The sequence below is a fragment of the Streptomyces sp. NPDC026062 genome (assembly GCF_055568375.1).
Genome location: NZ_JBVHOQ010000065.1, coordinates 1 through 22052 on the forward strand (window position 1 = coordinate 1; position 22052 = coordinate 22052).

Below are 22052 nucleotides of genomic sequence, written 5' to 3' on the forward strand. Positions count from 1 at the left end.
TGCGGAAGCTCCGCTGCAGCACCAACCGGATCACCGACATCGTGAAGGCCGTCGTCGTCCTTCACCACGCCTCAACCTGAGGTTGGAAAAGGCTCGCTGACAGCACCTAACCGATTGCGCACTGAGAGACGCCGGGCATGGAATGACTTTGGCCCCTTTTGGGCATCGAACGGGCTATGGAAGAAGCGATGCTGGCATGGGCGAGGCAGGTAGCCGAGAACGAGCTCAGCGAGGTGCTTCCCCGACGGTGGGCGCATTCGCAGGGCGTGGCGGCGCGTGCCGCCGGGCTCGGCCCGGCCCTGGCAGGGAACGCTGAGCTGTTGTATTCCGCAGCAGTGCTGCATGACGTGGGCTACGCGCCACGGCTGGCGGAAACCGGCTTTCACCCGCTCGACGGGGCGCGGTTTCTCCGAGACGAGCATGGTGCTGATGAGCGATTGGTGCGCTTGGTGGCGAACCATTCGTTCGCGTTGCTGGAAGCCGAGGAGCGCGGGTTGATGGAGGTGCTGGAGCGAGAGTTCCCGTTGTTGGATGAGGCTCTGCTTGTGGATGCCCTTGTGTACTGTGACATGACAACTACACCGGATGGCAAAGTCACTTCGACCGATGCTCGCCTGGCCGAGATCGCCAGCCGGTACGAATCCGGCAGCCTGGTGGGACGGTTCATCCGTCGCGCGTCGCCGGGCATCCGCGCGGCCGTGGGTCGCGTGGAGGCGGCGCTGGCGGCTCAGCCCAGGTAGGGGTACGTACCTGCGAGGTAGTCGCCAATTTGCTGCCGCATGCTGGGGTGGATGTCGTACTGGTCCAGGTCGCTCGGTTGGACGTAGCGGACGCCGTCGGCCTCGTCGTTGATGGTGGGCTCGCCGCCCACGGGTCGGCCGATGTAGGTGTTCTCGTACTGCTGGCGGATCTCGCCGTCGGTGTAGGCCACGATGTGGTTCGGGTTCGTGTAGACCCCTAGGAAGCCGGTGATCTCGGCGATGATCCCGGTCTCTTCCAGGCATTCGCGCACGGCGCACTGGGCAGCCGTCTCGCCGATGTCCTGGGCTCCTCCGGGCAGGGCCCATTGACCGGTGTCCCGGCGGCGCTGGAGGAGTATGGCGCCGCTGTCGTCGACAACGAGCAGGTTGCTGGCGGGGATGAGCGTGTTCGCTTTGGGGGCCTTGGGGTCGTTGTAGTACTCAGTCCTGCCCATGCGGCGAGGGCCCCTCCTGGTCGGGTGTCCAGGGCCGTGCGGTGGCCCAGACAGCTTCGAAACTCTGAGCGTAGTTGTCGAACCAGCCCGCCGTGTCTGCTCTGCGGAGATGGAGGAGGGGGTTGGCACTGGCCGGCTGGCCCCAGACGTGCGGGTTGATCAGAAGATCATCGTCGTACCGGAACATGGAGGCGTAGAGCGTGGTGTCGTGCAGCCTCACCTCGCATCCGGCCTCGGACAACAAGGGCCGGTAGTAGGTCAGCGAGGCACGGATCTTGGCGGCGAGTGTGTCGCCGATTCCCTCTTCGTGGCCCCGGATTGCGGCGGCCCGGCCCTTCGAGTCACCGAAGCAGAGCCGCACTCGCACTCCGCTCGCTGCACGCTCGGCGAGCATCTTGGCGACATGCGGGTTGGACTGGGCGAAGAAGGTGCCGGAGAAGACGAGGACGCTGATCTGCTCCTGGGCGCCGTTGAGCAGCGACAGCCATGTGTCTCGTGGGACGCTCGCCCGGTTCTGGTAGGTCCCGACCAGCTCCTGCCCGGCCCCAGCGAGTTGCTGCGGCGTGCTCGGCGCTGGTGCGGGCCAGGGGAACAGTTCTTCGACCCGTAAGTGCTTGGCGACGCGGAAGCGGTGGCGAGGATGGGGAACGCGTCCGCCAAGCCACCGGCCAACGGTCTTGGGGTCCACCTCGCAGACTTCGGCGAGTGATTCAGGTGGGATGCCGCGCTGGGCGAGCACGGAGTGCAATCGCTCGTTCACAGACGCCATACAAGCCGAGGCAGGTCAGGAGCGGCAAGGACGTTTCGGGACGTTCCACAGAAGGAGGGGGCCATGTCCGCTCAATTTACGCTGGATGCATGGAGCTCATCGTCCTGTGGGACATCGACCACACCCTCATCGAGAACGCCGGGGTGAGCAAGGAGATCTACGCCGCCGCTTTCACGACCCTGGCGGGAAGGGCGCCCGCGGGACCGGCGCGGACGGAAGGGCGTACGGACCGGCTGATCATGCGAGACATGTTCGAGCGGAACGGCCTGGCCGAGCCGGACTGGACTGTTATCGAGGGGGCGCTGTCCGGCGCAGGTGAGGCGCGTCTCCGGGACCTCAGCCAGCGGGGAACGGCCCTGCCCGGCGTGCGAGAAGTCCTGAAGGAGGTCTCCGTACGCAGCAGTTGGGTGTCGTCGGTGCTCACCGGAAATATCGCGGACAATGCCCGCGTGAAGGTCGCGGCCTTTGGCCTTGATCCCTTCCTCGATCTGCCGGTTGGTGCCTACGGAGCTGATGCCCTTCAGCGCCCCGACCTGGTCGCTGTCGCCCGGGAGCGGGCCCGGCGGCTGCGGGGCGCCCCGGATGGCGTGCCCGTCGTACTGGTCGGAGACACCCCGAGGGACGTGGAGGCCGCACTCTCCACGGGCTCCGAGATCATCGCGGTCGCCTCCGGCGTCCACAGCCCCGAAGAGTTGACAGACGCCGGTGCCCGTACGGTCCTGCCCGATCTGACGGACACCGGCCGTGTGCTCGGGATTCTGGAGGCGCTTTCCGCGCGCTGAAAACGTCCCAGGACGTCCTTGGAGCGTCCCGATACGCGGTGACGAGGTCCGTACCTGTCCCGCCAGTATCAGGTCTCCCACCAGGCAAGCGCCTCGAAGGAGACCCTCGTGATCAGCGAAGTCACCGGGATCCGCAGGATCCGGATGCTGTACCTGCAGCTGCTCTACCGCTGCAATTTCGAATGCCTGCACTGCTTCCACGGCGAACGGCTCCAGCACGCCGACGCCTTCACCACGGACGAGGCGGTCAACCTCCTCACGCTGATGCGCGACGAGTACGGCACCGAGGCCGTCACCCTGCTGGGCGGCGAGCCGTTCGTCTACCGGGACCTCGCCCAGGCCGTCCGGTACGCCAAGCGGGCCCTGGGCATGCAGGTCGAGATCTGCACCAACGGCTACCGGATCGAGCGCCGGCTGGCTGAGATCGCCCCCGACCTGGACCTGCTCCGAGTGTCGCTGGAGGGCATCGGTACGACCAACGACAAGATCCGGAGGTTCGGAAGCTATCGCAGTGCCCTGAGCGCCCTCGAAATCGCTCAGCAGCTCGGCGTCCGCGCCGGCGCGACCATGACGGTCACCTCACGCAACATCGACGAGGTCCTGCCGCTCGCCCGCACACTGCAGCAGTACGGGGTGGAGCAGCTGAAACTCCACTGCCTCCGGCCGGTCGGCAACGCAGTGGACCACCCCGAGCTCCTCGTCAACGACGCCACGGCCTACACCCGTCTGCGGGAGTGCCTGGCCTCGGCCGAGCTGGGCATCGAGGTGATCCTCGACGAGGACCTGTCCGAGCTCGGTGCACCGGACGCCTGCCTCCCCGCCGGGGGCCCCGTGGAGATCGAGCGGATCGAGGCCGACCCGCGCGGCGCGCTCACCATGTCCTGCAAGGCCGTCGGCAAGGACTCGCACGCCTTCTGGTACGACAAGCTCGCCGACCACATCGACCACCGGTCGTCCGCCACCGACGAACTCACTCTCGCAGTGCCGGACGTGGTGTACGGGCGTGTCTGACCCGGCGTCGTTCGAGAGCGTCGAAGGGCTACGCGGCACCGGCAAGTCGACGCTCGCCCCCCTGCTCGCGGCCGCCCGTGGCGCGGTGCTGGTCCCGACCGTGCCGCCCGCCTACCAGGTACTGCGGCGGGAGGTCGACCGGCTGGAAAACGCAGAGGCGCGCATGTGCTTCTACCTCTCAGCTCTGTTCACCGCCACCGATCAGATCCAGCGGTACCTGTCCGCCGGCACTCCGGTCGTCGTCGAAAGCTACTTCGCACGCTGTCTGGCCAACCACCGCGCTTTCGGAGCCGACCTCTCCGTGTCCCTGCCGCCGGGCATTCCGCGTCCCGTCACCTACTACCTCGTCTGCGCGGAGGACGAGCGGCAGCGCCGACTCGCCAGGCGCGACAAGCCCGTCTCGCGTTGGGACGCCCTCGCCGAGATCACCACAGACAAGATCACCGACGCCTACGCCTCGTTCCCGATGCACCGCGTGAACACCACCGGTCTCACCCCTGACGAGGTACTCCGAGCCGTCCTGAGCACCCACCCGCAAGGAGAGCAATTCCGTGCAGACACCCAGCATGTGGCGGCACACCCTCACCTTCTTCCCACAGTTCCTCGCCGCGCTGAAGGAGCGTACGGAGCCTGACTCCACCGTGACGGTCATCGGCGCAAGCGACGGCAGACTCGTCGCTCCACTGGCCGCGGCCGGCTACCGCGTCATCGCCATCGAGCGCGACCCGCTCGCCCTCCACGGCGGCGAGGTCCAACTCCCTGGTGGCAGAACCGGTCACGCGACGGGCATGATCGAGCGGCTGAAGCAGGAAGGGCTTCACGACCGTGTCCAGGTCGTGGAGGAGGACTTCCTCGCCTCCGAACCCGCCACCGCCCCCTGTGATGCCGTCTGGACGAGCTGCTCGTGGCATTACAGTGCCAACCACCACCGGCCGTTGGGCAAGTTCGTCGACCGGATGCAGCACCTGGTCCGGCCCGGCGGTCTGTTCGGCGCGGAGTTCATGATGCCCCTCACGCAACGCCACCACGTGCTGGAGCACTACACATCCCCCGAGAAGCTGCGGCGTTACTTCATCGGGGACTGGGACGTCCTGCTCACACTGCGGACCAACGAGTTCACCGAGCAGGCGCACGTCGGACAGCTGCAGGACCACAACCACCGTATGGGCCTGCTCCTCGCCGCCCGTGCGTCCACCCCCTCCTAGAGCTACGGGAAGAAGGACCTGTGAAGCACGAGTACGAGGCCAAGTTCCTCTCCATCGACGTCGAGGGCCTCCAGGCCAAACTGACCGCGCTCGGAGCCGTCCGGGCATTTCCGCGCACCCTCCTCACTCGGAAGATCTTCGAGAACGACGCCCTCGAAGGCGGCGCCTGGGTCCGCCTGAGGGACGAGGCCACCCGCTCCACGCTCACGCTGAAGCAGGTCACCGACTCCACGACGATCGACGGCACCACCGAGATCGAGACCGAGGTGTCCGACCTGCACGCCATGGCCGAGATCCTCCGCAACGTCGGCCTGCGCGAAGTCCGCTACCAGGAGAACTACCGCGAGGAGTGGCGCCTGGGCGAAGTCGCCTTCGACTTCGACACCTGGCCGGACCTCCCCACGTTCGTCGAGATCGAAGGCCCCGACGAGGCATCGGTCCGCCAGGCAGCAGCCCTGCTCGACCTCGACTACACCGAGGCACGATTCGGCAGCGTCGACGAGATCTACAAGAGCGAGGCCGGCAGGGACATCCTGGCCGAGCCCACGCTCCTCTTCGCCGACGCCGACGCCGACGCCGACAAGCAGGCTTCGGCCAGGGCAGCTGTTCCGAGCGAGTGATCTTGGGGACCGAGCTGTGTTGATAGAACTGGCCGTGACGCCGCGGGTCATACCCGGCATCGCCGAGATCGCGAGCGGCGGTCTGCCCGCCGCCGCAGACACCGACGACGGCAATACGTGGACTGACGGCTTCTGCTGGCTGGCTCTATTGCGGCCAGCGGTGGACCTATGTTCTGTGGATCGGCCCGGTGAGTGTGGGGGAGCCCAGGCGGCGATGTTGGCCTGCGGCCCGTGCATCCGCGACTTGCAGGAGCAGGTCTGGCAATCTCTCTCCTTCACGATGAACCGACTCGCCGGGCGCCTGTCAGCAGGGCTTCTGCGACCGGGCAGCCTGGGGGACGCCGCGTTGGAAGGCATCGTGCGCGGGGCGACATGTTCCGTCGGGAGTGAGGCCGAGAACGGACAGTGGGCAGATCAGCGGCTGGGCCCGTCACCACGCGTGGTGACGGGCCCAGCCGCTGATCTGCAGGCGCCTCTCCGACAGCTGCGACCAGGAACAACGGCCACGTGCCATGGCAGCAGCCGCCATTGAGGCCATCTCCCTTCGGGAGACGCCCTGTTGAGTGTCAGTGGTCGCTTCTATGGTAGAGAGATGGCAAATGGGGTGTGGCACACCGGATATGGCCTAGAGATCAATCTGTCGCTGCCTGACCTCGGTCACCCGGGGCGTCCCGATCTGTTGCGGGAGATCACCGCTAGGGTCTCCGACCGCGACGCGCAGCTGCTCGAATGCCTCGCACACCACGACGGCCGGGAATGCTTGTCGGAGACCGGCGGCAAGTCCCCGTGGATGTTCATCCGTCGAGGCAGGGTTGGGGGCCGACGACCTCTCGTCGCCTCGCACCTGCCGATCACGCACAAGGCGACCCCGGCGGAGAGCGCCCAGCACAAGGCCACCAAGGAGCGGATCGTCGAGACCGCCGGGCGGTACGGTCTGGACGCCGAGGCAGAGGTTTCCATGGCTAACCGGGGGAGCGTCTCGGACGCCGTTGTCACCGGGCCTGGCGGTCTCAGGATCGGTTGGGAGATTCAGTACCACCACCTCGGCCCCAACAGCGTGCACCGGCGTTCGGTCAACGCGGTGGAGCACGGCATCACTCCGCTGTGGGTGGCGAAGGACCGGACGGCTTCCCTGATCGACCGCGCCCCCTGGGCGCGCGTCGACGACATGCCGTGGAAGGACATTGTTGACCGCAAGGAGATGGTGATCCGCGGCGGCTACCGGCACCTCGAAGTCTGGAAGTGCGTACCGAGCAGCGAGCGCCACTGCCTCCTCAGCGAGGGTGCCGGTCATTGCGGCGCGATTCACGCGGACTGGTTCGTGCCGGCGCTGTGCCTCCCGGAGAAGAAGCCGGTCTGCATCGAGGACCTGGTTCTGCAGAGTGCTACGGGGGAGAGCGTTCCGGTTTACGTGCCCAGCCGCGGGAGTGGTCGCGCTGGGCGACACATGTGGGTGTCGGCGGCCGATCGTGCGCTGTGGGAGGAGATCGTCGACGAGAAGACGCCTCTGCCCGCGTTCCCGGCCGAAGAGGACGACGACGTGATCACGTTCGCTGAGCAGGAGGTCGACCGCACCTGCCGGGCGGGCGAAGACAGCTGGTTCATCAGTGACGCCCGGCCTCTTCGCGATCTGGATCAACCGACGGGCGGCTTCACCCTCCCGCGTCTGCCGGCCCAACGTTCCAGCGACCCGAATCGGATCACTCCCGTCGAGCGGGCAGCAGCCTCTGCCGCGCTGGGCTGCCCACCATGGGAGCTGGGGCTGTGCGCCGGCTGCAGCCAGATGATGCGGCGGTACGGGCAGGACGCGGCCATGTACTGCAACGTGTGCCGGGCAGTCCTCAACGGGCGGTAGCCGGAACTGCAACCACCAACGTCGAAGGCCCCCGCAGCAAGCTGCGGGGGCCTTCGACGTATTGCCCGGTGAGAGCAATGGCGGAGGATACGAGATTCGAACTCGTGAGGGGTTGCCCCCAACACGCTTTCCGAATGTTCGTATGGGGGTCCGGCGCAGGCCGTGGGTGTCCTGACCTGCCACGGAGTTGGGCAGCGGCCGAGCGATGGACGCTGCTGTACGGGGATGAATGAGACCGGAACTGAGACCGGAGTCCGGTCAGTTGTTGCCCGTCACCATGGCTCTGCCGAAGTGGTGGTCGATGGCGGCCGGCTGACTCCGGCGGCTGAGGCGATGTCCCGGACGGTGTACGGACCCGGCCGCGTTCGGCCAGGCACCGCTCGGCCCTGGCCGGCAGATCCGTCCAGGGCGTGGCTCCGCAGGTGCCATTGACTCCTGCGGGCGCCGCCCCCACCCTCGGCATGACCGCATCTCATCAGACCCCATTCGCCCCGTGCGCCGGCGAGAGCTGGCGCTCGCCGTGGGAGATGTACGCGACACTGCGCGACGCGCACCCCCTCCACCACGTCGCCGACGGCGACTACTGGGTCCTTTCCCGCTACGCGGACGTGCTCGCCGCCGCCCGCGACACCGACCGCTACTCCTCCGCCGCCGGCCTGACCATCACCTACGGCGTGCGCGAACGCCTCGGCATCACTGACGTCGCCCCGATGGTGATGCTGGACCCACCCGAGCACACCGCCTTCCGCCGGCTGATCACCCGCGGCTATACCCCGCGCCGGGTCGCCGCCATCGAGCCGCACGTCCGTGCCTTCGTCCGGGCCCGCCTGGACCGCATCGCCGATCTCGGCGGCAACTGCGACATCATCGCCGAACTCTTCAAACCGTTGCCCAGCTACATCGTCGGCCGCTATCTCGGCGTCCCCGAACACGACCGCGCCCACTTCGACGGCTGGACCCACGCCATCGCCGAGGCCAACGCGCTGGGCGACCCGCTCACCGCCGCCGAAGCGTCACCAGCCTCTTCGGCTACTTCACCGAGCTGATCGAACGCCGCCGCACCGAACCCGCCGACGACACTGTCTCCGACCTGGTCGGCCTGATGCCGTCGGACGACGCCGGCACCCTGCTGCGCATCCTCGGCTTCGCCTTCACCATGGTCGCCGGCGGCAACGACACCACCACCGGCCTGCTCGGCGGCGCCGCCGAACTCCTTACCGCCCACCCGGGCCAACGCCGCGCCCTCCTGGACACCCCCGCCCTGCTCCCCTCCGCCATCGAGGAATTCCTCCGGCTGACCTCCCCCGTCCAGTGCCTGGCCCGCACCGTCTCCGAAGACACCACCCTCCACGGCCGAACCGTCCCCGCCGGCCGCAAGGTCCTTCTCCTTTACGCAGCCGCCAACCGCGACCCACGCGCCTTCGGCCCCACCGCCCACCACCCGGACCTCACCCGCGAGGGCCCCCAGCACCTCGCCTTCACCCACGGCCCACACCACTGCCTGGGCGCCTCCGCGGCCCGCCTGGTCTCCCGAACGGCGCTGAAGGAACTCCTGGCGCGCTTCCCGGACTTCGGGGTCGACGCAGCAGCGGGCACCTTCGCCGACGGCAACTACGTCCGGCGGTACGCGTCCCTGCCGTTCGCTGCGACCGGGACCTGAGCGGTTTCGTACAGATCAACGGGTGACGATGCTCGGCGCTGGTCCGGTAGCCGGGTCACGTCGCCGTCACCCGGCCCGCGCTCTTCGCGCCGCACTGCTGCGGTCTGCTGCCCGGGACGACGATCGCCCACTTCGGTTGGATCGCACCGGCGATGCCCCGAACCGCACCACCGCGACGCTCATAGTCCGCGATCTGTCGGGGTACGGGCCTGCTGGTTGCAGCTCGGCATGATCCAAACGAGAGGCCCTAGTTCTCCCGATCCACCAAGAAAGGGCCGCTCCCGCCGAGTGCTGGCCGCTGGCCGGCGGGGCGAGCGATGTTCCGTCGCGCGCACCAGTGGAACACCCACCCGAAAGACACGGGTTCAACCCTGGAGATCGCAAGGTCCAGGTCTTCTGTCATCGCTCTTCTGGTCCGTGCGAGCTCCGCCGAAGAGAGCCCTCGTGCTTCCTCTTCAGTCAGCATCTGTCCAGCGTCTCAGAGGGGACGGTGCGTCTATGTCTGCTCGTATCACCGCCACCCGCGAGGGTGGCGCGCCCATCCGCCGGCGCAAGGCCAACCCGGCCACGCCGACCACCAGGTCGTCCACGACCACATCGAGTGGTGCGGCAAGCACTCGGTAGATCCGTCGCGGACGGCGGAGCCGGCCAGGGACCGCTGGTTCGAATGACCGGTCGGAGCGGAGTGTTGGCCGTCTCGAATCGATCTTCGCGAAGAGTTCATCTTTGTGCACAACCTTTCGCGGTCGCCCCAGGTCTGGTCTGTCGGATCAGCAGACCCACAGACCAGACTTGGGAATCACATGCGTATTCGTGCCACTGTTGCCGCGGTCTCCGGAGCCCTGGCCCTGTCCGCCCTCGCCGTGCCGGTCTCTCAGGCGAGCAGCCCTTCGTTCGCGCTGACGCGGGCGGCCGCCACCCCGGTGATCAGCAAGGTCGTTGTCAACAGTGGAAAGCCGATCGTGCTCGGTACCACTGCCACCAAGAAGGTGACGGTCTCCGTCACCGCGTCCCACTCCTCGGGCATCGAAGACGCTCTTTCCTACATATGGAGAGGCCGCGACAGCAACCCGAACCTGTACGACTTCGGGTTCCACCCGGACGGGGAAAGGGCCAAGTGCAAGGCCGCGAACACCACAACCTCGACCTGCACCCTCACCATCACGGTCGATCCCGGATACCTGTGGAACACCAACGCCACGACTTGGCGGGTCTACGCCGGCGCATGGGGCAAGGACGGGAACTTCACCGAGAAGGACACGTTCTCCTCGGTCAGGTTCCAGCGGCTGTCGCGGCTGACGGTCAACGCCTCCCCGGAGCCCGTGAAGAAGGGCAGCACCATCACGGTCACGGGCAAGCTGGACCGGGCCAACTGGGACACCCGTAAGTACGCGGGCTACGCGTCCCAGTCGGTCAAACTCCAGTTCCGGAAGAAGAACAGCAGCGCATACACCACCGTCAAAACGGTGAAGGGCTCCAATACCGGCACGCTGAAGACCACGGTCAAGGCGGTGGAGGACGGCTACTGGCGCTGGAGCTTCGCGGGTACGACCTCGACTCCCGCCGTCAACGCCACCGGTGACTTTGTCGACGTGAAGTAGTCCCGCGGCGCGCGGTAGCGAGAGAACCGACGGGCCAGGCAGGCCGGGCCCGTCGTCGTTTCCGCGAGGGGCGTTTCCGTCGAAGAAGCGCCGGCGCGCTCGGGAACCTGGATCACCAGTTCGGAAGATCGCGTACGCAGATGGTTCCTGGCCTGCAAAGTCTCTGACCTGCGCTGTTGTGCGAGATTCCCCGTGACTCCCTCTGGTCACCGTGACGTGCCCTCTCTTCGGGCGCGCGAGGGGCACGACAAAGGGGCCTGACGAGCAGAGGCGTGCAGGCAGTCACACGCCTGCCGGCTGATCTGCTCGCAGACCGCAGCAGCGCGTTGTGGGCAGAGTCCGGTCAAGTCGAGAGCCGTCCACTTTCAGCAGGACGACGGCATGGGCCGGAGCCCTCTTCACGGCCGTGGGGGCCCAGGGTGCCGGCACAGCGGTCGCGCAACCTCACGCTGATCTTGCCTGTCGAGCGGGCCGCTGCCTCTGCGGCACTGGGCTGCCCGCCGTGGGAGCTGGGCCGTGCGCAGAGTGTGGCCAGCTGATGCTCAGGCGTGGGGCGCGACGCGGCCATGTTCCGCGGTGTGTGCCATGCGCTCTTGAACGGCCGACAGACGGCAACTGAGACCACGCACGTCGAAGGCCCCCGCAGCGAGCTGCGGGGGCCTTCGACGTATTGCCCGGTGAGAGCAATGGCGGAGGATACGAGATTCGAACTCGTGAGGGGTTGCCCCCAACACGCTTTCCAAATGTTCGTATGGATGTCCGGCGGAGGTCATGGGTGTCCTGACCTGCGGCGGAGCCTCCGGGGCGACCGCGCTCGGACCGGCCCGGACGGATGCGAATGAGACCAGAACTGAGACCAAGAAGCTCGGCCTTCTGCCTGTTCGGTGCCCGTGGTCCCCTGTCAGGGGAGTGTCGATGCCTGGGCACTCGGGCTGCGGCCTCGGAGTGCTGTGGCCACTGGCGCACTCAGGACATCATTGGGCACCTTCGCCTGTGGGCAGCGCATGGCGGACCCGGTGGTGCGAGAGGTGTTCCCTGCCGACCCGATGATTCTCGGTTTCGCGGAGGTGGCCGAGCACCGCGCTGTCCGCACGGTTCACGACGGTCAGGTCGTCATTGATGATCAGCATGCCCTGATCGAGGAGCACGTGGTGATTGGGGCAGAGACAGAGCACGTTCCCAACCGTGTCCGGACCGCCGTGAGGCGATCCAAGCGGGCGGATGTGCGCTGCCTCGGCATACCCGCCCGTTGCACCCTGGAGACGGATGCCGCACACCTGGCATGTGTAGTTGTGCATGCGCTTGACGAGGTTCGCAATTGCGGTGCTTCGTACGACGCGCTGTACCGAGGACATCGAACGGGGGCGATCACTGTGCTCGCGCGTTTCACTATTTGCCGTCGGCGTGAGCGCTGGCTGGGCCGCCTCGCGTTGCTCTACTGCTGCGAGCTGAACGAGGCGGAAGCGCCACACCCTGTAGCCGTGTTGGCCTCGCTCGGACCAGTAATCTTCGATCTTGTACAGCCCGTCATATCGGTACTCCCCTGCATGTGGCCCCACTGTGATCCGACGGGTCACCCGAACAGGGAGGCCAGTGGCGGCACTTGCTGCGAGAGCGGCATTTCCTCGGGTCAGCTCTTGATCGTGCGCCTGACGGCCAGTCCGTGGGTCGAGAGCGCCCTCGCCTGTGTAGATGATCACGTCGCCGTGGTCGTCATCTGCGTGCGCGCCAGAAACTACGACTGATTCCGCACCCCGGTCCCTACTGCCGGCGATGCCGGCGATGACCTGCCGGTGCACGCCAGCCTGGGACAGCGCTCGCCGGTTGTCGAACCGTTGCCCGAGGCGAACTCCTGGTACGGCGCCGAAGCCATCGAAAAGTGGAGTGTTCGAGGTGACTGGTTGTCCCCCTGGCAGCGCTCTTGCCAACTGCCGGACCCGTGTCCGTTCCTCCTTCCGGGCCGTGCGTGCCCGGAAGAGCGCCTCATCGACCAATGCCTCGCGGATCGACGGCGATGTGGACTCACTGTCACCCTGTACAGCCGAAAGCCCGTCAAAGAGTTCTCGAAGACGCACGGCATTCGGTAGCGTCCGACCTTCCAGGTAGGAGTCGAGGGTTCGTGCGCTCAGGCCGCAGTGTCGTGCCACCCTTTCGGTCGAGTGACCGCCACACTCCTGCCATACCAGGCGCAACTGCTCGGTGAAATCTTCCTCTTCGGGCGTTCGGCGTGCCGTGGCGGCGCCCTTTTGCCGTGCGACCTCGGCCAAAGACTCCTCGGTGGCACGACGGCGTTCGCGCCAGCGCTGGAGTTCCGTCTCCCCACCGGCAGTCCAGGCTCCGATCACGGCATCCAAGGTCTGGACACTTGGAAGGCGACTGCCGCTCAGGGCTGCGTAGACAGCCGTCCGTGACGCGCCCCGGGCCACCGCCATTTCGACACTGCCCTGCGTCCGTTCCCTCAGCTCGCGAAGGGCGCGAGCGAAGGACACTAGAGGGCCATCCCCGCTCAGCGGCAGCCTTCGAGGCACGTCCTCACAGTGATGCGCATCACATTTTCCTTCCTCTTGGATGTGGCCTGCACCACAGTCGACACCTCCGGTGGGCTTCTGAACTGCCAAAACTTGAGATTACATGAGTCCCGCGGAGTTTTCTGCGGGATTCCCGCTCGTGAAGGTCTGAGATCGTTGCGACATCGGCTGAGCCGCACTCCACAAAGAGCGACGGCTCCCTGCGCCAACAGGAAGCCGTCATTGCACGTAGCCCCCATCGTCGACCAACGGAGAACTACATGCTTGAGGGTACGGGGAGTGTTGAGCCTGGTGTAACCGCTCAGGTGGTGGGTGGCGCTGCGCCTCCCAGGCGCGCCTCACGCTGGCTTGCGCCAGCGAGCGTGGCGGCGACCAGCGTGGGCCCCTTCGCAGCCGCCTTTCAGGGAAACAAGACCATCGCCGTCATTTCTGCGGCGCCGGGTCTCGTCCTGGGTTCGTTGTTCTTCTTCGGGGTGGTCTGCCCGGCGGTGTGGTCGAAGAGGGTTCAGCGTCAGAGGGCGGCCCTGAACGTGATGAATTCGCTTCTCGGACAAAATCCCCGGAGGTGATAGAGGGCCAAGGGCAGGCGTTTGATGGGTGCTGCGGCTCCAGAGGAGTGCGGCACCCATCCTCTGGGCCAAGCCAAGCCCGCTGGAGCGAGGTCGTACAGATGCCGGTAACGGGACGAATGAGGGCACGAGGCAGACTCAGAGGCTTCCCTTGCCGTCAGCGACGACCTGCTTGCATTCGTCACAAATGGTGATCAGCTCATGCGTCATACTTCGTCCTTGAGGTCCATGCCATCGAGGGCGGCCGCACGCGAGCACCATGCCTACTGAATGGGTCCCGCCCCACGATCCGGCGGTGTTCGCGATCGACTTCCACGCTGCCGGCGCCTGGGCGCCATAGCGGCGCCGGTGCTGTTGACCACTCTGGCGCTTCGGGACGCAGAGCCTGGATGGTCTCCTTACCCATTCCGTGATTCGCGCCCCCACAGGAGCAGTCGCACGGCGTCCCCGGTGATGCTCCTGCGCAGCTCATCGAGCCGCAGAACGGCGTGCCGTCCTCGGCAGGATGCTCTCGGCAGAGCCTGGGTGCGCATGCGGTCTGCAGGTACCAGTCGAGGCACGCTATGCCGCCGGTGAGCTCGCGGTCGAGGACAGCGAGCATGACGGGAACCATGTCGTCGAGTGTCGTGAGCGCGCTCCAGTAGGACACGGGTGCGGCGTTCCCGATGATGAAGTCCCGGTATCCAGATCCGAAGGTGCGTGCCGTGGAATGGTCGCTCACGGCGCACATGTCTGTGCTGAGGCCAAGCGGGCGGTAGTTGCCGATCGCCAGGGAGTCGTCGGACAGATGAGCCCACCGACTGCCGACCAGTCTGCACTCGAATGTGCCGCCACAAATCTCCTCCCACTCGCGGATCATGCCGAGAAGGACGGTTCTCGTGTCGCGGCCGTCCGTAAGTCGCCGCTGGTTGGTGGGGGCCTTGCCCAGTGCGCGAGTGACGGCGTCCTCGACCTGCTGGGTTTGCCCTTTCCGGGACCTGGCTCTGTTGGGAGAAAAGTTCAACTGGCTCCTCTCGGCCTCACGTAGGTTGTCGGATCACACCGCAGATTTCGGTCGACGTGGTTGTGACTTGGCTGCTGAAGTCGCCGTGCCGTGGACCAGATCACTGTCATCACGCGGAAGGCCTCAGTCTGCCGAGGCTCACGTTCGGATCGCGTCGTAGTGGCTCCACGCCTTCTCAAGGGCATCCAGCGCACCTTCGCAGGCGTTCATGGAGTCGAGGTACTCGTTGTAGAGCTCGAACGTCTCGGGTTCGCCTTCGGGCCATTCGGCGTCGTCCCGTACGTCACGGGCAAGGTCACCAACGGCCGACCGTTCATCGACATGGCGCATGAGCCAGGCCCGAAAATCGCTCGGATCGTTGGACATGCGTACTCCCTGGTGCTTCGTGATGCCGGCCCTTTGAACAGCATCCCCTGCTCAACGCCTATCACGCACCGTCGTGTTCGGTGCAGTAACTTAAATATCGACTGAAATCTTCCGTGTGCGATCGAGTTCTTCCGCGCGGTCCGACATGGGCAGTGGCGCTGCTTTACAAGTAGGCGGGCGTAGCGGCTGGGGGCCAGCCACTTACTGGGCAGGTCGGTGAAGGCTGGTTGCCGCTCTTTGTCGGGCCGGCAGAAGTCGGAGTTCGGCGAACTGCCAAGGCGTCTTCGCTGCGATGGTGAATACGGCGGGGCCTTCCTGGAGGTGGGTGAGGACGCCGAGGAGGAGGGTGTGGGAGACGGCCAGGAGGGGGCCGTGGCGTTGGGCGGTGTGGTGGAGGAAGGCGGCGCAGTGACGGGCGCGGGTGTGGAGGTCGGTGAGGCTTTCGCCGTCTTCGCAGCGTAGGGAGGGGTTGGCGAGGCGGCGGGCTCGCCAGGCGCGGTAGGTCGGCGGGTAGGTCTCGGCGGCGCGGCCGAGGACAATGCTCGGGGCGCGCCATTCGGCGAGAAGACCGGAGGTGGCCACGATCGGCAGGCCCGTGAAGTATGAGACGCGGGTGGCGGTCTGGCGGGCACGGGGGATCGGGCTGGTGACGATCGCGGTGATGCCCTCGGGAAGGGGGAGGGAGCGGCGTACCTGGTCGCGGCCTTCCTGCGTGAGGGTGGCCTCGTACGGGGCGTGGTAGCCGGGGCGGTGGCCTTCGTAGGCGCCGTGGCGCATGAGCCAGATGTCAGGCAAGGATCCAGCCTCCGTCGACGCGCAGGGTCTGGCCGGTGATGAAGCCGGCGTCCTCGGTGACGAGGAAGGCGACGGCCGCGGCGACATCGTCCGGGCGGCCCCTCCGCTGGACACATTGGCGGGCGAGCTGGCGGACGGTCATGGCTTGTGGGTCGTCGACGACGGTGTCCTCGGCGGGGACGCGGATGGAACCCGGGGCGACGCAGTTGGCGGTGATGCCGACGGGGCCGAGTTCGCGGGCGAGGGCGCGGGTGAGTCCTTCGAGGCCGGCCTTGGCGCTGATGTAGCCGGCGAGGTCGTGGCGGCCCGCGGTGGCGAGGACGGAGCCGATGGTGATGATCCGGCCCCAGCCGACGGCCGTCATGGCGGGGGTGAGTTCGTGGGCGAGGAGGTAGTGGCTGGTCAGGTTGGTGGCCAGGGCGTTGTTCCAGTGGGTCGGCGTCGTCTCCGGCCACGGGCGGCGGGGGTAGGCGCCGGCGTTGCTGACCAGGATGTCGACCGTGCCGAGTGCGTCGTGGGCTTGGTGGCAGAGGGCGCGTACGGCCTCGTCCTCGCGGAGGTCGGCTTCCAAGGGAACGGCGGTGCCTCCGCTGTCGGTGATGTGGGCGGTGAGTTCGGCTGCGGCCTGGTCGTCATCGAGGTGCGCGAGGGCGACGGTGGCGCCGTCGGCGGCGAGGCGGCGGGCGATGGCCGAGCCGAGGCCGCCGGTGGCTCCGGTGACCAGGGCGGTACGGCCGTTCAGGGGGCCGGGCATGGCGACTCCAGCGGGCAGAAGTAGGTGATGGGGTCGAAGGCAGGGCTCATGGTCTCGGCGAGCCGGGCGAGGAGGACGAGCCGGTCCTTGGGGGCCAGGTCGGCCAGGTTGTAGACGCCGAGGATGCGCATGGCCAGGTAGGGGCGGAGCAGGTTCGCCAGGTTCGCGCCGGGCCAGAGGCGGTCGGCGACCGGCTGTACGAGCTGGTTCCAGTACGCGGTCAAGGCGGTTCGTCGGGGAGCCGAGAGGCGCGGGGTGTAGTCGATGTGGATGGTGCTTGTGGTGTGGTCGATGTCCGCTCGCCGGAGCTCGGGGGCGTTGGCCGGGATGTGGGCGAAGGTGGCGGGGTGGTCGGCGAAGGCGGTCGGGTTGTACGTGGGGACGAGCCAGCCGCCGAGGGTGGAGGCGTACCAGAGGAAGTTGGCGAACTCGCCGGGGATGCTGTTCATCCCGGCGGTGTCGTAGTCGAACCAGGCGAGCGGGTGGGCGAGGTTGACGTCGGTGGGGTCGCCCTGGGTGAGGGCCGCCCAGACCGGTTCGGCAGTGGCGAAGTGGGCGCGGAGCCAGCGGAGGGTGGCGGCCCAGTCCAGGTGGTGCCGGCGGCCGTTGATGCTCAGGGCGTACGTGTCGAGGCGGGAGACCGGGATGTCGATGAGGCCGTCGGCGATGAGGAATTCGTTGCCCGCGTAGTACGTGTCGAGTCGGCCGCCGGGTGCCGCGCGGTCCCAGTACAGCTTGCGGACGATGCGCGCCGGTTCGGCTGGCGATGCCGTCGCGAGGATGACCTCGCGGTACGCGGCCGTGAGCTGGTCCATGTAGGCGTGGAGGTCGCTGCTCGGCTCGTCCGCGTTGAGGAGGTCGAGCAGGAGCCCCTGGTCGGTGCCGCTGGGGAGGCGTTCGTACGCGAGGAGGTGCCCGCCCGGGACGCGCAGGTGGGCGTGGAGGGCGGGTACGCGGTAGTGCTGGGCCAGGCGGGTGTGACCGCGGATCTCCTCGCGGGCCTCGACCGCATCGCGGGTGTACTTCAGGAGCAGCGGGCGGCCCAGGAGGTCGACGGGGCAGAGCAGGTTGCGGGTGAAACGTCGTACTGGACCGAGCCGGAGGGGAGGCCGGATGGTCATGGCCTCACCCCGTCGAGGAGTTCCAGGCCGACCTGGGCCAGTGCGGTGGGCGGGAAGGCATCCATGTGCACGTCCGTGTCCGGGGCGATGGCGTCGCGGACGGGGCAGAGGTCGCCCTGGTGCATGCGGTTGGACAGGTCGGTGGCGACGGCGTGATGGTGCGGCAGGCCGGTGCGCCACTTGCTGTGGCTGTGGCGTGCGTACAGGCCGATGACCGGCGGGCCGCTGCACTCCCCGCCGCGCGCCATCGCGGCGAGGTGGGTGAGGCCGGTGTCGTTGCCGACGATCAGGTGGCAGTGCGGGAAGAGGTCGGCGAGGTGGTCGGCCGGCATTCCATCGAGGCGGAGCACTTGTACGTGACGCTTGGGAGCCTCTGCGGTGATGCGGAGGCCGTCGTCCGGGTTGCCACCGATGAGCAGCAACCGGGCCTGGGTCTGGTGGGCCTCGGCGATGCGCTCGGTGAGGGGGATGTAGCGCTGGGCGGTGTAGTCCTTGCGCTCTGGCCAGCTGGTGGCGGTGATGGCGGCGATGTTCAGGTCGCCCAGCCAGCCCACCGAGCGCAGCTCCTCCACGAGGTTGTTCGGCCTGGTTGCGAGGATGGGAGCGAAGGGGGCCGTGGCGGGCAGGCGGATGCCGAGGCGACGCTCCATCGCCAGGTAGTGACGGGCAGGCAGGTCCGGGTGGGCACGGCCGTCGGTCGACCAGCAGGGCGGGACGGCCGGGTCGAGCACCAGGCTCACCGCTGCCATCGAGCCCTGTGCCTCGACCCCTGCGCGGTCTCCGATCACGGCCCGCCAGCCGCTGGGCACGGTGGTCTGGGGGCGTGGGATCAGCCCGGTGCGGGCGATCAGCCCCGCGTACGACCCCGCCGCCCGGACGGCCACGCGAACCGAGCGCAGCCGCAGCCAGTCGAGGACCGCGCGGACCCCCGACAGCGCGAGAAGGGTGTCGCCGAGCTTCCCCTCGAAAGCCACCACGACCTCGCCGCCCCCGCTCAGGCGTTGGACGAGCTCGGCGGAGGCGGCGAGCGGGAGCGGTGCGCCGATGGGAATGCCGTCCCGGTCGTACCCGAGTGGGGTGGTGTGGACGGCCTCGGCAGGGACGGCCAGGGAACCGGGGTGGAACCGGATCCCCGCCGGGGCGACCGTGGTCATGCCGGGCCCTCGATCGTGGTGAGCGAGACCAGCGGCAGACCGAGGTCGGTGAGCAGGTCGCGGGCTCCGCGGGTGGTGTCCTCCACCAGGCAGGCCGCCGCCAGCGGGACGGCGCCGGCCTCGCGGAGGCGGCGGGTGAGGTCGGCCAGGGTCCGGCCGGTGGTGATCTCGTCGTCGACGATGACGATCCGCTGGCCGGGGGAGATGCCGTATGCGAAGACGTCGGTGCGCATCGCGTGGGGCTCGCTGAAGCGGACCGCGCCGTCGAGGGGGAGAAGGAGCTTCCAGGCGATCTTGTACGGGAGGCGGGCGGCGCCGGCGAGAGAGACGGTCGGCAGGATGCCGCCGGCGTCCAGGCCGAGAAGGAAGTCCACGGAGTCGAGTCCCTCCGGCACCTGCTCCTGGAGCAGACGCCACAGGTCGGCCCCGGTGTGGGCCAGGGTGTCGGGGTGGACCGGGTTCTCCAGGCCGTCCAAGGAGTGGATGACGCGCTCGCGGCGGCTCGTGGCTCCGACGCTGAGGCGCTCGACGATCCGGGCGGAGAACGAGGGCGCGGTGATGGTTTCGGGCATGGCGAAGCTCCTGTCGGACGGAGAAAGAGGAAGGAAGGGAAGGCCGTTCAGGCGGCGAGCTGGGAGGCGTACCAGGTCAGGAGCTGATCGACGGCCGTGGTGACGGGCTTGAGAACGATCTCGGCGTTGCCGTCGTGCCAGGCACTGGCGATCTCGGCCAGGGAGGGCACCGACACAGCGGGCAGGCCCGGCATGCGGGAGGCTGCGGAGAGGATCCGGTCGGGACCGGACTCCCACTGGTTGTGCTCACGCAGGAGGAGGCGGCAGGCGAGCACGAGGTGCTTGTAGAGCTGCCGCAGGGTGGTCGGATCCGCATCAGCGCGCAGGCGGCGCATGGTCAGGATGACCTGCGGGAGTTCGCGGACGGCGGCGAACGCGAGCTCGTCTCGGCCGATCGTCGGCAGTTCGAGGCCGGGCGCGGTGTGCAGGACGGGGCTGCCCTGCTGGAGCTGGTGGAGGACGAATGCCAGGCGCGGGGTGAGGCGTCGGGCGGTCAGTTCACCAGGGGTGACGAGGGTGGGGCCGAGGGAGGCCGCACCGCCCAGGGCAGTGCGGTACTGCTCCAGGGCCTCGTGGACCCGCCCGATGGCCTCGTGTTCGGCGATCACCAGAAGGTCCAGGTCGGACCAGCCAGCGATCCAGCTGCCCTCGCCGGGGCTGCCGGTCAGGGCGACGAGCCGGACGCCGGGGCCGTATACCCGTACCGCATCCGTGAAGTCGGCCGTCGCCGAGGCGACGGCGGCCGGCAGGCCCAGCCCGTACGGGGTGGCCACGCGCAGCGCCACACTGACGGGCGGGGCGGCAATGCGCCGGAGGCGGGCGCGGAGGGCGGCGATGCTTCCCGTGTTGTCGATGACGTGGTCGGCGAGCGCAGCGACCTGATGGGCGCCACGACTCATCTTGATCTCGTCCTTCGCAGCGACGGCCTGGGCCGATGTCCCGGACCGCTCGACACGTACGGCAAAGGAGGCATCCAGATAGACGATCTGGAGCGTGTCGCCCATGAGCTGCTTGAGCTCGGCGATCGACGCGTCGTCGTGGACGGACTCGATAGTGAACAGCCGCATGTCGACGTGAGCGTCCGCGAAGCGGTTCAGCTCGCCGAGCAGCAGTTCGGCCTGCCGACGGGCCGACAGCGCGTACGGGTCCGCGAGGCCCTCCCGGTGAGCCGCCTGCCGCAGCAGGAAGCCGATCTTGAGACGCTGGGCGCCGCACGTGCGCTGGACGAACTCGGCACTGGTGCTTTTACCGCACTCGCTCAGCCCACCGAAGGCGAGGACCCGGCGTAGGTGCCGGGTCGGCTTGACCTCCGTCGGGGCGGCGTCGTCCCGGCCGTAGAGCTTGAAGCGGGCTGGTACGGGAAGCCGACGGCGGCCGGCCACGACATCGGCGACCAGCGCGTCGAGGGCAGCGCACAGCTCCTCCCGCTGGCCGTGGAGGGCGGGGACGCGCCGGAGGGCCAGCTCATCCCGGGCCGCCGCCCGCTCGCTGTGCCAGATCCGCAGCGTCAGGACCGACAGGCGGTCGACGACGGAGGCGAGCGTCTCGGTGTGCAGCGGCGCGTCGGCGCGGCCCGCGTCCGCCAGCGAGCCGAGGACCTCGTCGGCCCGCTCGGCGAGCGCGTTGCGCTCGGCGTTGAGCTGGTCGATCTCCCGCTTGCAGTCGGCGACCTGGGCGGCGGACAGTAAGGCGCCGCGCACCCGGTCCTCGGCGTTCCACAGGCGTCCGTTGACGGTGTGGAGCCGGGTGACGGTGTCGTCCAGGCGGTGCCGGTCCTTGTCCTGGAGAGTGGCGATGGCGCGGACCAGACCCGGCGGCAGGGCAAGGGGCGGGGAGTTCTGGGTCATCGGGGACTCCCGTCGGTGAGTCGTGGAAGGCCGACATGGCTGAGTACGTCGGCGTGGACGTCGTCCAGCGAGCGGCCCTCGCAGTCCACGACCGCGGTGTACGCGCCGTGGTCGACCTGGTGAAGCAGGACCGCGTGCAGCGTCTTCTGATAGGCCGGGTACACCCCGGTCCAGGGACGGCCCTCGCGAGCGCTGGTGATGACGTAGCTGCGTTCGGCGTCGAGGGACGGGAGCAGGAGGATCGCAGTCTCCGAGGCGATGACCCGCGAACCAGCGATGCCCGTCACGGTCTTGAACGCCTCGCCGACCGTCAGCCCGTCCTTGACCACGCACGTCGCAGTGGCCACGGCGAGGAGCATGGGCAGGCCCCGGTCCAGCAGGCCAGTACGCCCGGCCTCGCGGGCGGCAGCCCGCTTGGCGTGACCGGCGAGCAGCATCTCGGTCAGCTCGACCGTCGTGGACATCTCGAACCACCACCGGGCGTAGTCGCCGGCCGCCACCCGCGACCACGGCTCGGGGTCGTGCTCGTGGACGGCTCCCAGCGGCTGGAAGCCGTCCCAGCGCCCGGCCAGCCGCACCAGGTGGGTCGTCTTGCCCACGTTGTCAGGGCCGTTGAGGCTGACGAAGTCCGGGACCTGCGCCATT

Annotated in this window: 21 protein-coding genes; 10 read left to right on the forward strand and 11 right to left on the reverse strand. The window is 68.1% G+C overall.

Translation table 11 applies throughout. The features are described from left to right. The first annotated feature begins 176 nt into the window (after positions 1-176). Positions 177-740 carry an HD domain-containing protein gene (locus tag ACZ4LX_RS35420; RefSeq protein WP_467651173.1) on the forward strand — a complete coding sequence of 188 codons (564 nt, stop codon included), beginning with the start codon at positions 177-179 and terminating at the stop codon, positions 738-740. Here the strand turns inward: ACZ4LX_RS35420 and ACZ4LX_RS35425 are convergent. Both ACZ4LX_RS35425 and ACZ4LX_RS35430 read right to left on the reverse strand, forming a co-directional pair. Then, a complete protein-coding gene (locus ACZ4LX_RS35425) occupies positions 728-1195 on the reverse strand; it encodes an NUDIX hydrolase (RefSeq protein WP_467651172.1) in 468 nt (155 codons plus the stop codon). The two genes, ACZ4LX_RS35420 and ACZ4LX_RS35425, sit on opposite strands and share 13 nt — an antisense overlap. Then, entirely contained in the window at positions 1182-1955 is a 774-nt protein-coding gene (locus ACZ4LX_RS35430; protein ID WP_467651171.1) for an XRE family transcriptional regulator, read from the reverse strand. The genes ACZ4LX_RS35425 and ACZ4LX_RS35430 overlap by 14 nt, the downstream gene beginning before the upstream one ends. 98 nt (positions 1956-2053) lie before the next feature. Between ACZ4LX_RS35430 and ACZ4LX_RS35435 the strand changes: the two genes are divergently transcribed. The 9 genes from ACZ4LX_RS35435 (at position 2054) to ACZ4LX_RS35475 (ending at position 10698) form a co-directional block, all read left to right on the forward strand. Continuing rightward, positions 2054-2746, forward strand: coding sequence for an HAD family hydrolase (locus tag ACZ4LX_RS35435; RefSeq protein ID WP_467651170.1), 693 nt, complete (start codon positions 2054-2056; stop codon positions 2744-2746). A gap of 108 nt (positions 2747-2854) precedes the next feature. After that, positions 2855-3757, forward strand: coding sequence for a radical SAM protein (locus ACZ4LX_RS35440; RefSeq protein WP_467651169.1), 903 nt, complete (start codon positions 2855-2857; stop codon positions 3755-3757). Beyond that, complete coding sequence (locus tag ACZ4LX_RS35445; protein WP_467651168.1) at positions 3750-4391, forward strand: P-loop nucleotide/nucleoside kinase family protein; 642 nt, start codon at positions 3750-3752, stop codon at positions 4389-4391. The genes ACZ4LX_RS35440 and ACZ4LX_RS35445 overlap by 8 nt, the downstream gene beginning before the upstream one ends. Then, complete coding sequence (locus ACZ4LX_RS35450) at positions 4309-4962, forward strand: class I SAM-dependent methyltransferase (protein WP_467651167.1); 654 nt, start codon at positions 4309-4311, stop codon at positions 4960-4962. The genes ACZ4LX_RS35445 and ACZ4LX_RS35450 overlap by 83 nt, the downstream gene beginning before the upstream one ends. Positions 4963-4982: 20 nt before the next feature. Next, a complete protein-coding gene (locus ACZ4LX_RS35455; RefSeq protein WP_467651166.1) occupies positions 4983-5582 on the forward strand; it encodes a class IV adenylate cyclase in 600 nt (199 codons plus the stop codon). Between the two features lie 559 nt (positions 5583-6141). After that, positions 6142-7437, forward strand: coding sequence for a competence protein CoiA family protein (locus ACZ4LX_RS35460; RefSeq protein ID WP_467651165.1), 1296 nt, complete (start codon positions 6142-6144; stop codon positions 7435-7437). Between the two features lie 461 nt (positions 7438-7898). Beyond that, the gene (locus tag ACZ4LX_RS35465) at positions 7899-8483 is read left to right on the forward strand and encodes a cytochrome P450 family protein (RefSeq protein WP_467651163.1); all 585 of its coding nucleotides are present in this window, start codon (positions 7899-7901) and stop codon (positions 8481-8483) included. 56 nt (positions 8484-8539) lie between these two features. Next, entirely contained in the window at positions 8540-9097 is a 558-nt protein-coding gene (locus tag ACZ4LX_RS35470) for a cytochrome P450 (RefSeq protein WP_467651160.1), read from the forward strand. A gap of 803 nt (positions 9098-9900) precedes the next feature. After that, positions 9901-10698 carry a DUF5707 domain-containing protein gene (locus ACZ4LX_RS35475; protein WP_467651159.1) on the forward strand — a complete coding sequence of 266 codons (798 nt, stop codon included), beginning with the start codon at positions 9901-9903 and terminating at the stop codon, positions 10696-10698. A 974-nt stretch (positions 10699-11672) separates the two neighbouring features. Here the strand turns inward: ACZ4LX_RS35475 and ACZ4LX_RS35480 are convergent. The 9 genes from ACZ4LX_RS35480 to ACZ4LX_RS35520 all read right to left on the reverse strand — a co-directional run bounded on the left by ACZ4LX_RS35480 (position 11673) and on the right by ACZ4LX_RS35520 (position 22051). Next, positions 11673-13043, reverse strand: coding sequence for a YDG/SRA domain-containing protein (locus ACZ4LX_RS35480; RefSeq protein WP_467651175.1), 1371 nt, complete (start codon positions 13041-13043; stop codon positions 11673-11675). 1893 nt (positions 13044-14936) lie between these two features. Beyond that, positions 14937-15164: a YozE family protein gene (locus ACZ4LX_RS35485; protein ID WP_361488509.1), complete on the reverse strand. Its 228-nt coding sequence runs from the start codon at positions 15162-15164 to the stop codon at positions 14937-14939. Positions 15165-15365: 201 nt separating this feature from the next. Beyond that, complete coding sequence (locus ACZ4LX_RS35490) at positions 15366-15959, reverse strand: histidine phosphatase family protein (RefSeq protein ID WP_467651158.1); 594 nt, start codon at positions 15957-15959, stop codon at positions 15366-15368. Further along, positions 15952-16713, reverse strand: a complete 762-nt coding sequence (locus ACZ4LX_RS35495) for an SDR family NAD(P)-dependent oxidoreductase (RefSeq protein ID WP_392733418.1) — start codon at positions 16711-16713, stop codon at positions 15952-15954. Before ACZ4LX_RS35495 ends, ACZ4LX_RS35490 begins: the two co-directional genes overlap by 8 nt. After that, positions 16698-17834 carry a hypothetical protein gene (locus tag ACZ4LX_RS35500; protein ID WP_467651157.1) on the reverse strand — a complete coding sequence of 379 codons (1137 nt, stop codon included), beginning with the start codon at positions 17832-17834 and terminating at the stop codon, positions 16698-16700. The genes ACZ4LX_RS35495 and ACZ4LX_RS35500 overlap by 16 nt, the downstream gene beginning before the upstream one ends. Beyond that, a complete protein-coding gene (locus ACZ4LX_RS35505; RefSeq protein WP_467651156.1) occupies positions 17831-18988 on the reverse strand; it encodes a glycosyltransferase family 9 protein in 1158 nt (385 codons plus the stop codon). The genes ACZ4LX_RS35500 and ACZ4LX_RS35505 overlap by 4 nt, the downstream gene beginning before the upstream one ends. Beyond that, the gene (locus ACZ4LX_RS35510) at positions 18985-19560 is read right to left on the reverse strand and encodes a phosphoribosyltransferase family protein (RefSeq protein ID WP_467651154.1); all 576 of its coding nucleotides are present in this window, start codon (positions 19558-19560) and stop codon (positions 18985-18987) included. The genes ACZ4LX_RS35505 and ACZ4LX_RS35510 overlap by 4 nt, the downstream gene beginning before the upstream one ends. 47 nt (positions 19561-19607) lie before the next feature. After that, complete coding sequence (locus ACZ4LX_RS35515; protein ID WP_467651153.1) at positions 19608-21407, reverse strand: DUF4254 domain-containing protein; 1800 nt, start codon at positions 21405-21407, stop codon at positions 19608-19610. Beyond that, complete coding sequence (locus tag ACZ4LX_RS35520) at positions 21404-22051, reverse strand: hypothetical protein (protein ID WP_467651152.1); 648 nt, start codon at positions 22049-22051, stop codon at positions 21404-21406. Before ACZ4LX_RS35520 ends, ACZ4LX_RS35515 begins: the two co-directional genes overlap by 4 nt. Between the last annotated feature and the right edge of the window lies 1 nt (position 22052).

Coding starts and splice junctions, on each gene's coding strand:
- ACZ4LX_RS35470 (WP_467651160.1), top strand. CDS start 8,540: ATGCCGTCGGACGACGCCGGCACCCTGCTGCGCATCCTCGGCTTCGCC.
- ACZ4LX_RS35515 (WP_467651153.1), bottom strand. CDS start 21,407: ATGACCCAGAACTCCCCGCCCCTTGCCCTGCCGCCGGGTCTGGTCCGC.
- ACZ4LX_RS35505 (WP_467651156.1), bottom strand. CDS start 18,988: ATGACCACGGTCGCCCCGGCGGGGATCCGGTTCCACCCCGGTTCCCTG.
- ACZ4LX_RS35425 (WP_467651172.1), bottom strand. CDS start 1,195: ATGGGCAGGACTGAGTACTACAACGACCCCAAGGCCCCCAAAGCGAAC.
- ACZ4LX_RS35520 (WP_467651152.1), bottom strand. CDS start 22,051: ATGGCGCAGGTCCCGGACTTCGTCAGCCTCAACGGCCCTGACAACGTG.
- ACZ4LX_RS35420 (WP_467651173.1), top strand. CDS start 177: ATGGAAGAAGCGATGCTGGCATGGGCGAGGCAGGTAGCCGAGAACGAG.
- ACZ4LX_RS35495 (WP_392733418.1), bottom strand. CDS start 16,713: ATGCCCGGCCCCCTGAACGGCCGTACCGCCCTGGTCACCGGAGCCACC.
- ACZ4LX_RS35465 (WP_467651163.1), top strand. CDS start 7,899: ATGACCGCATCTCATCAGACCCCATTCGCCCCGTGCGCCGGCGAGAGC.
- ACZ4LX_RS35435 (WP_467651170.1), top strand. CDS start 2,054: ATGGAGCTCATCGTCCTGTGGGACATCGACCACACCCTCATCGAGAAC.
- ACZ4LX_RS35485 (WP_361488509.1), bottom strand. CDS start 15,164: ATGTCCAACGATCCGAGCGATTTTCGGGCCTGGCTCATGCGCCATGTC.
- ACZ4LX_RS35510 (WP_467651154.1), bottom strand. CDS start 19,560: ATGCCCGAAACCATCACCGCGCCCTCGTTCTCCGCCCGGATCGTCGAG.
- ACZ4LX_RS35500 (WP_467651157.1), bottom strand. CDS start 17,834: ATGACCATCCGGCCTCCCCTCCGGCTCGGTCCAGTACGACGTTTCACC.
- ACZ4LX_RS35475 (WP_467651159.1), top strand. CDS start 9,901: ATGCGTATTCGTGCCACTGTTGCCGCGGTCTCCGGAGCCCTGGCCCTG.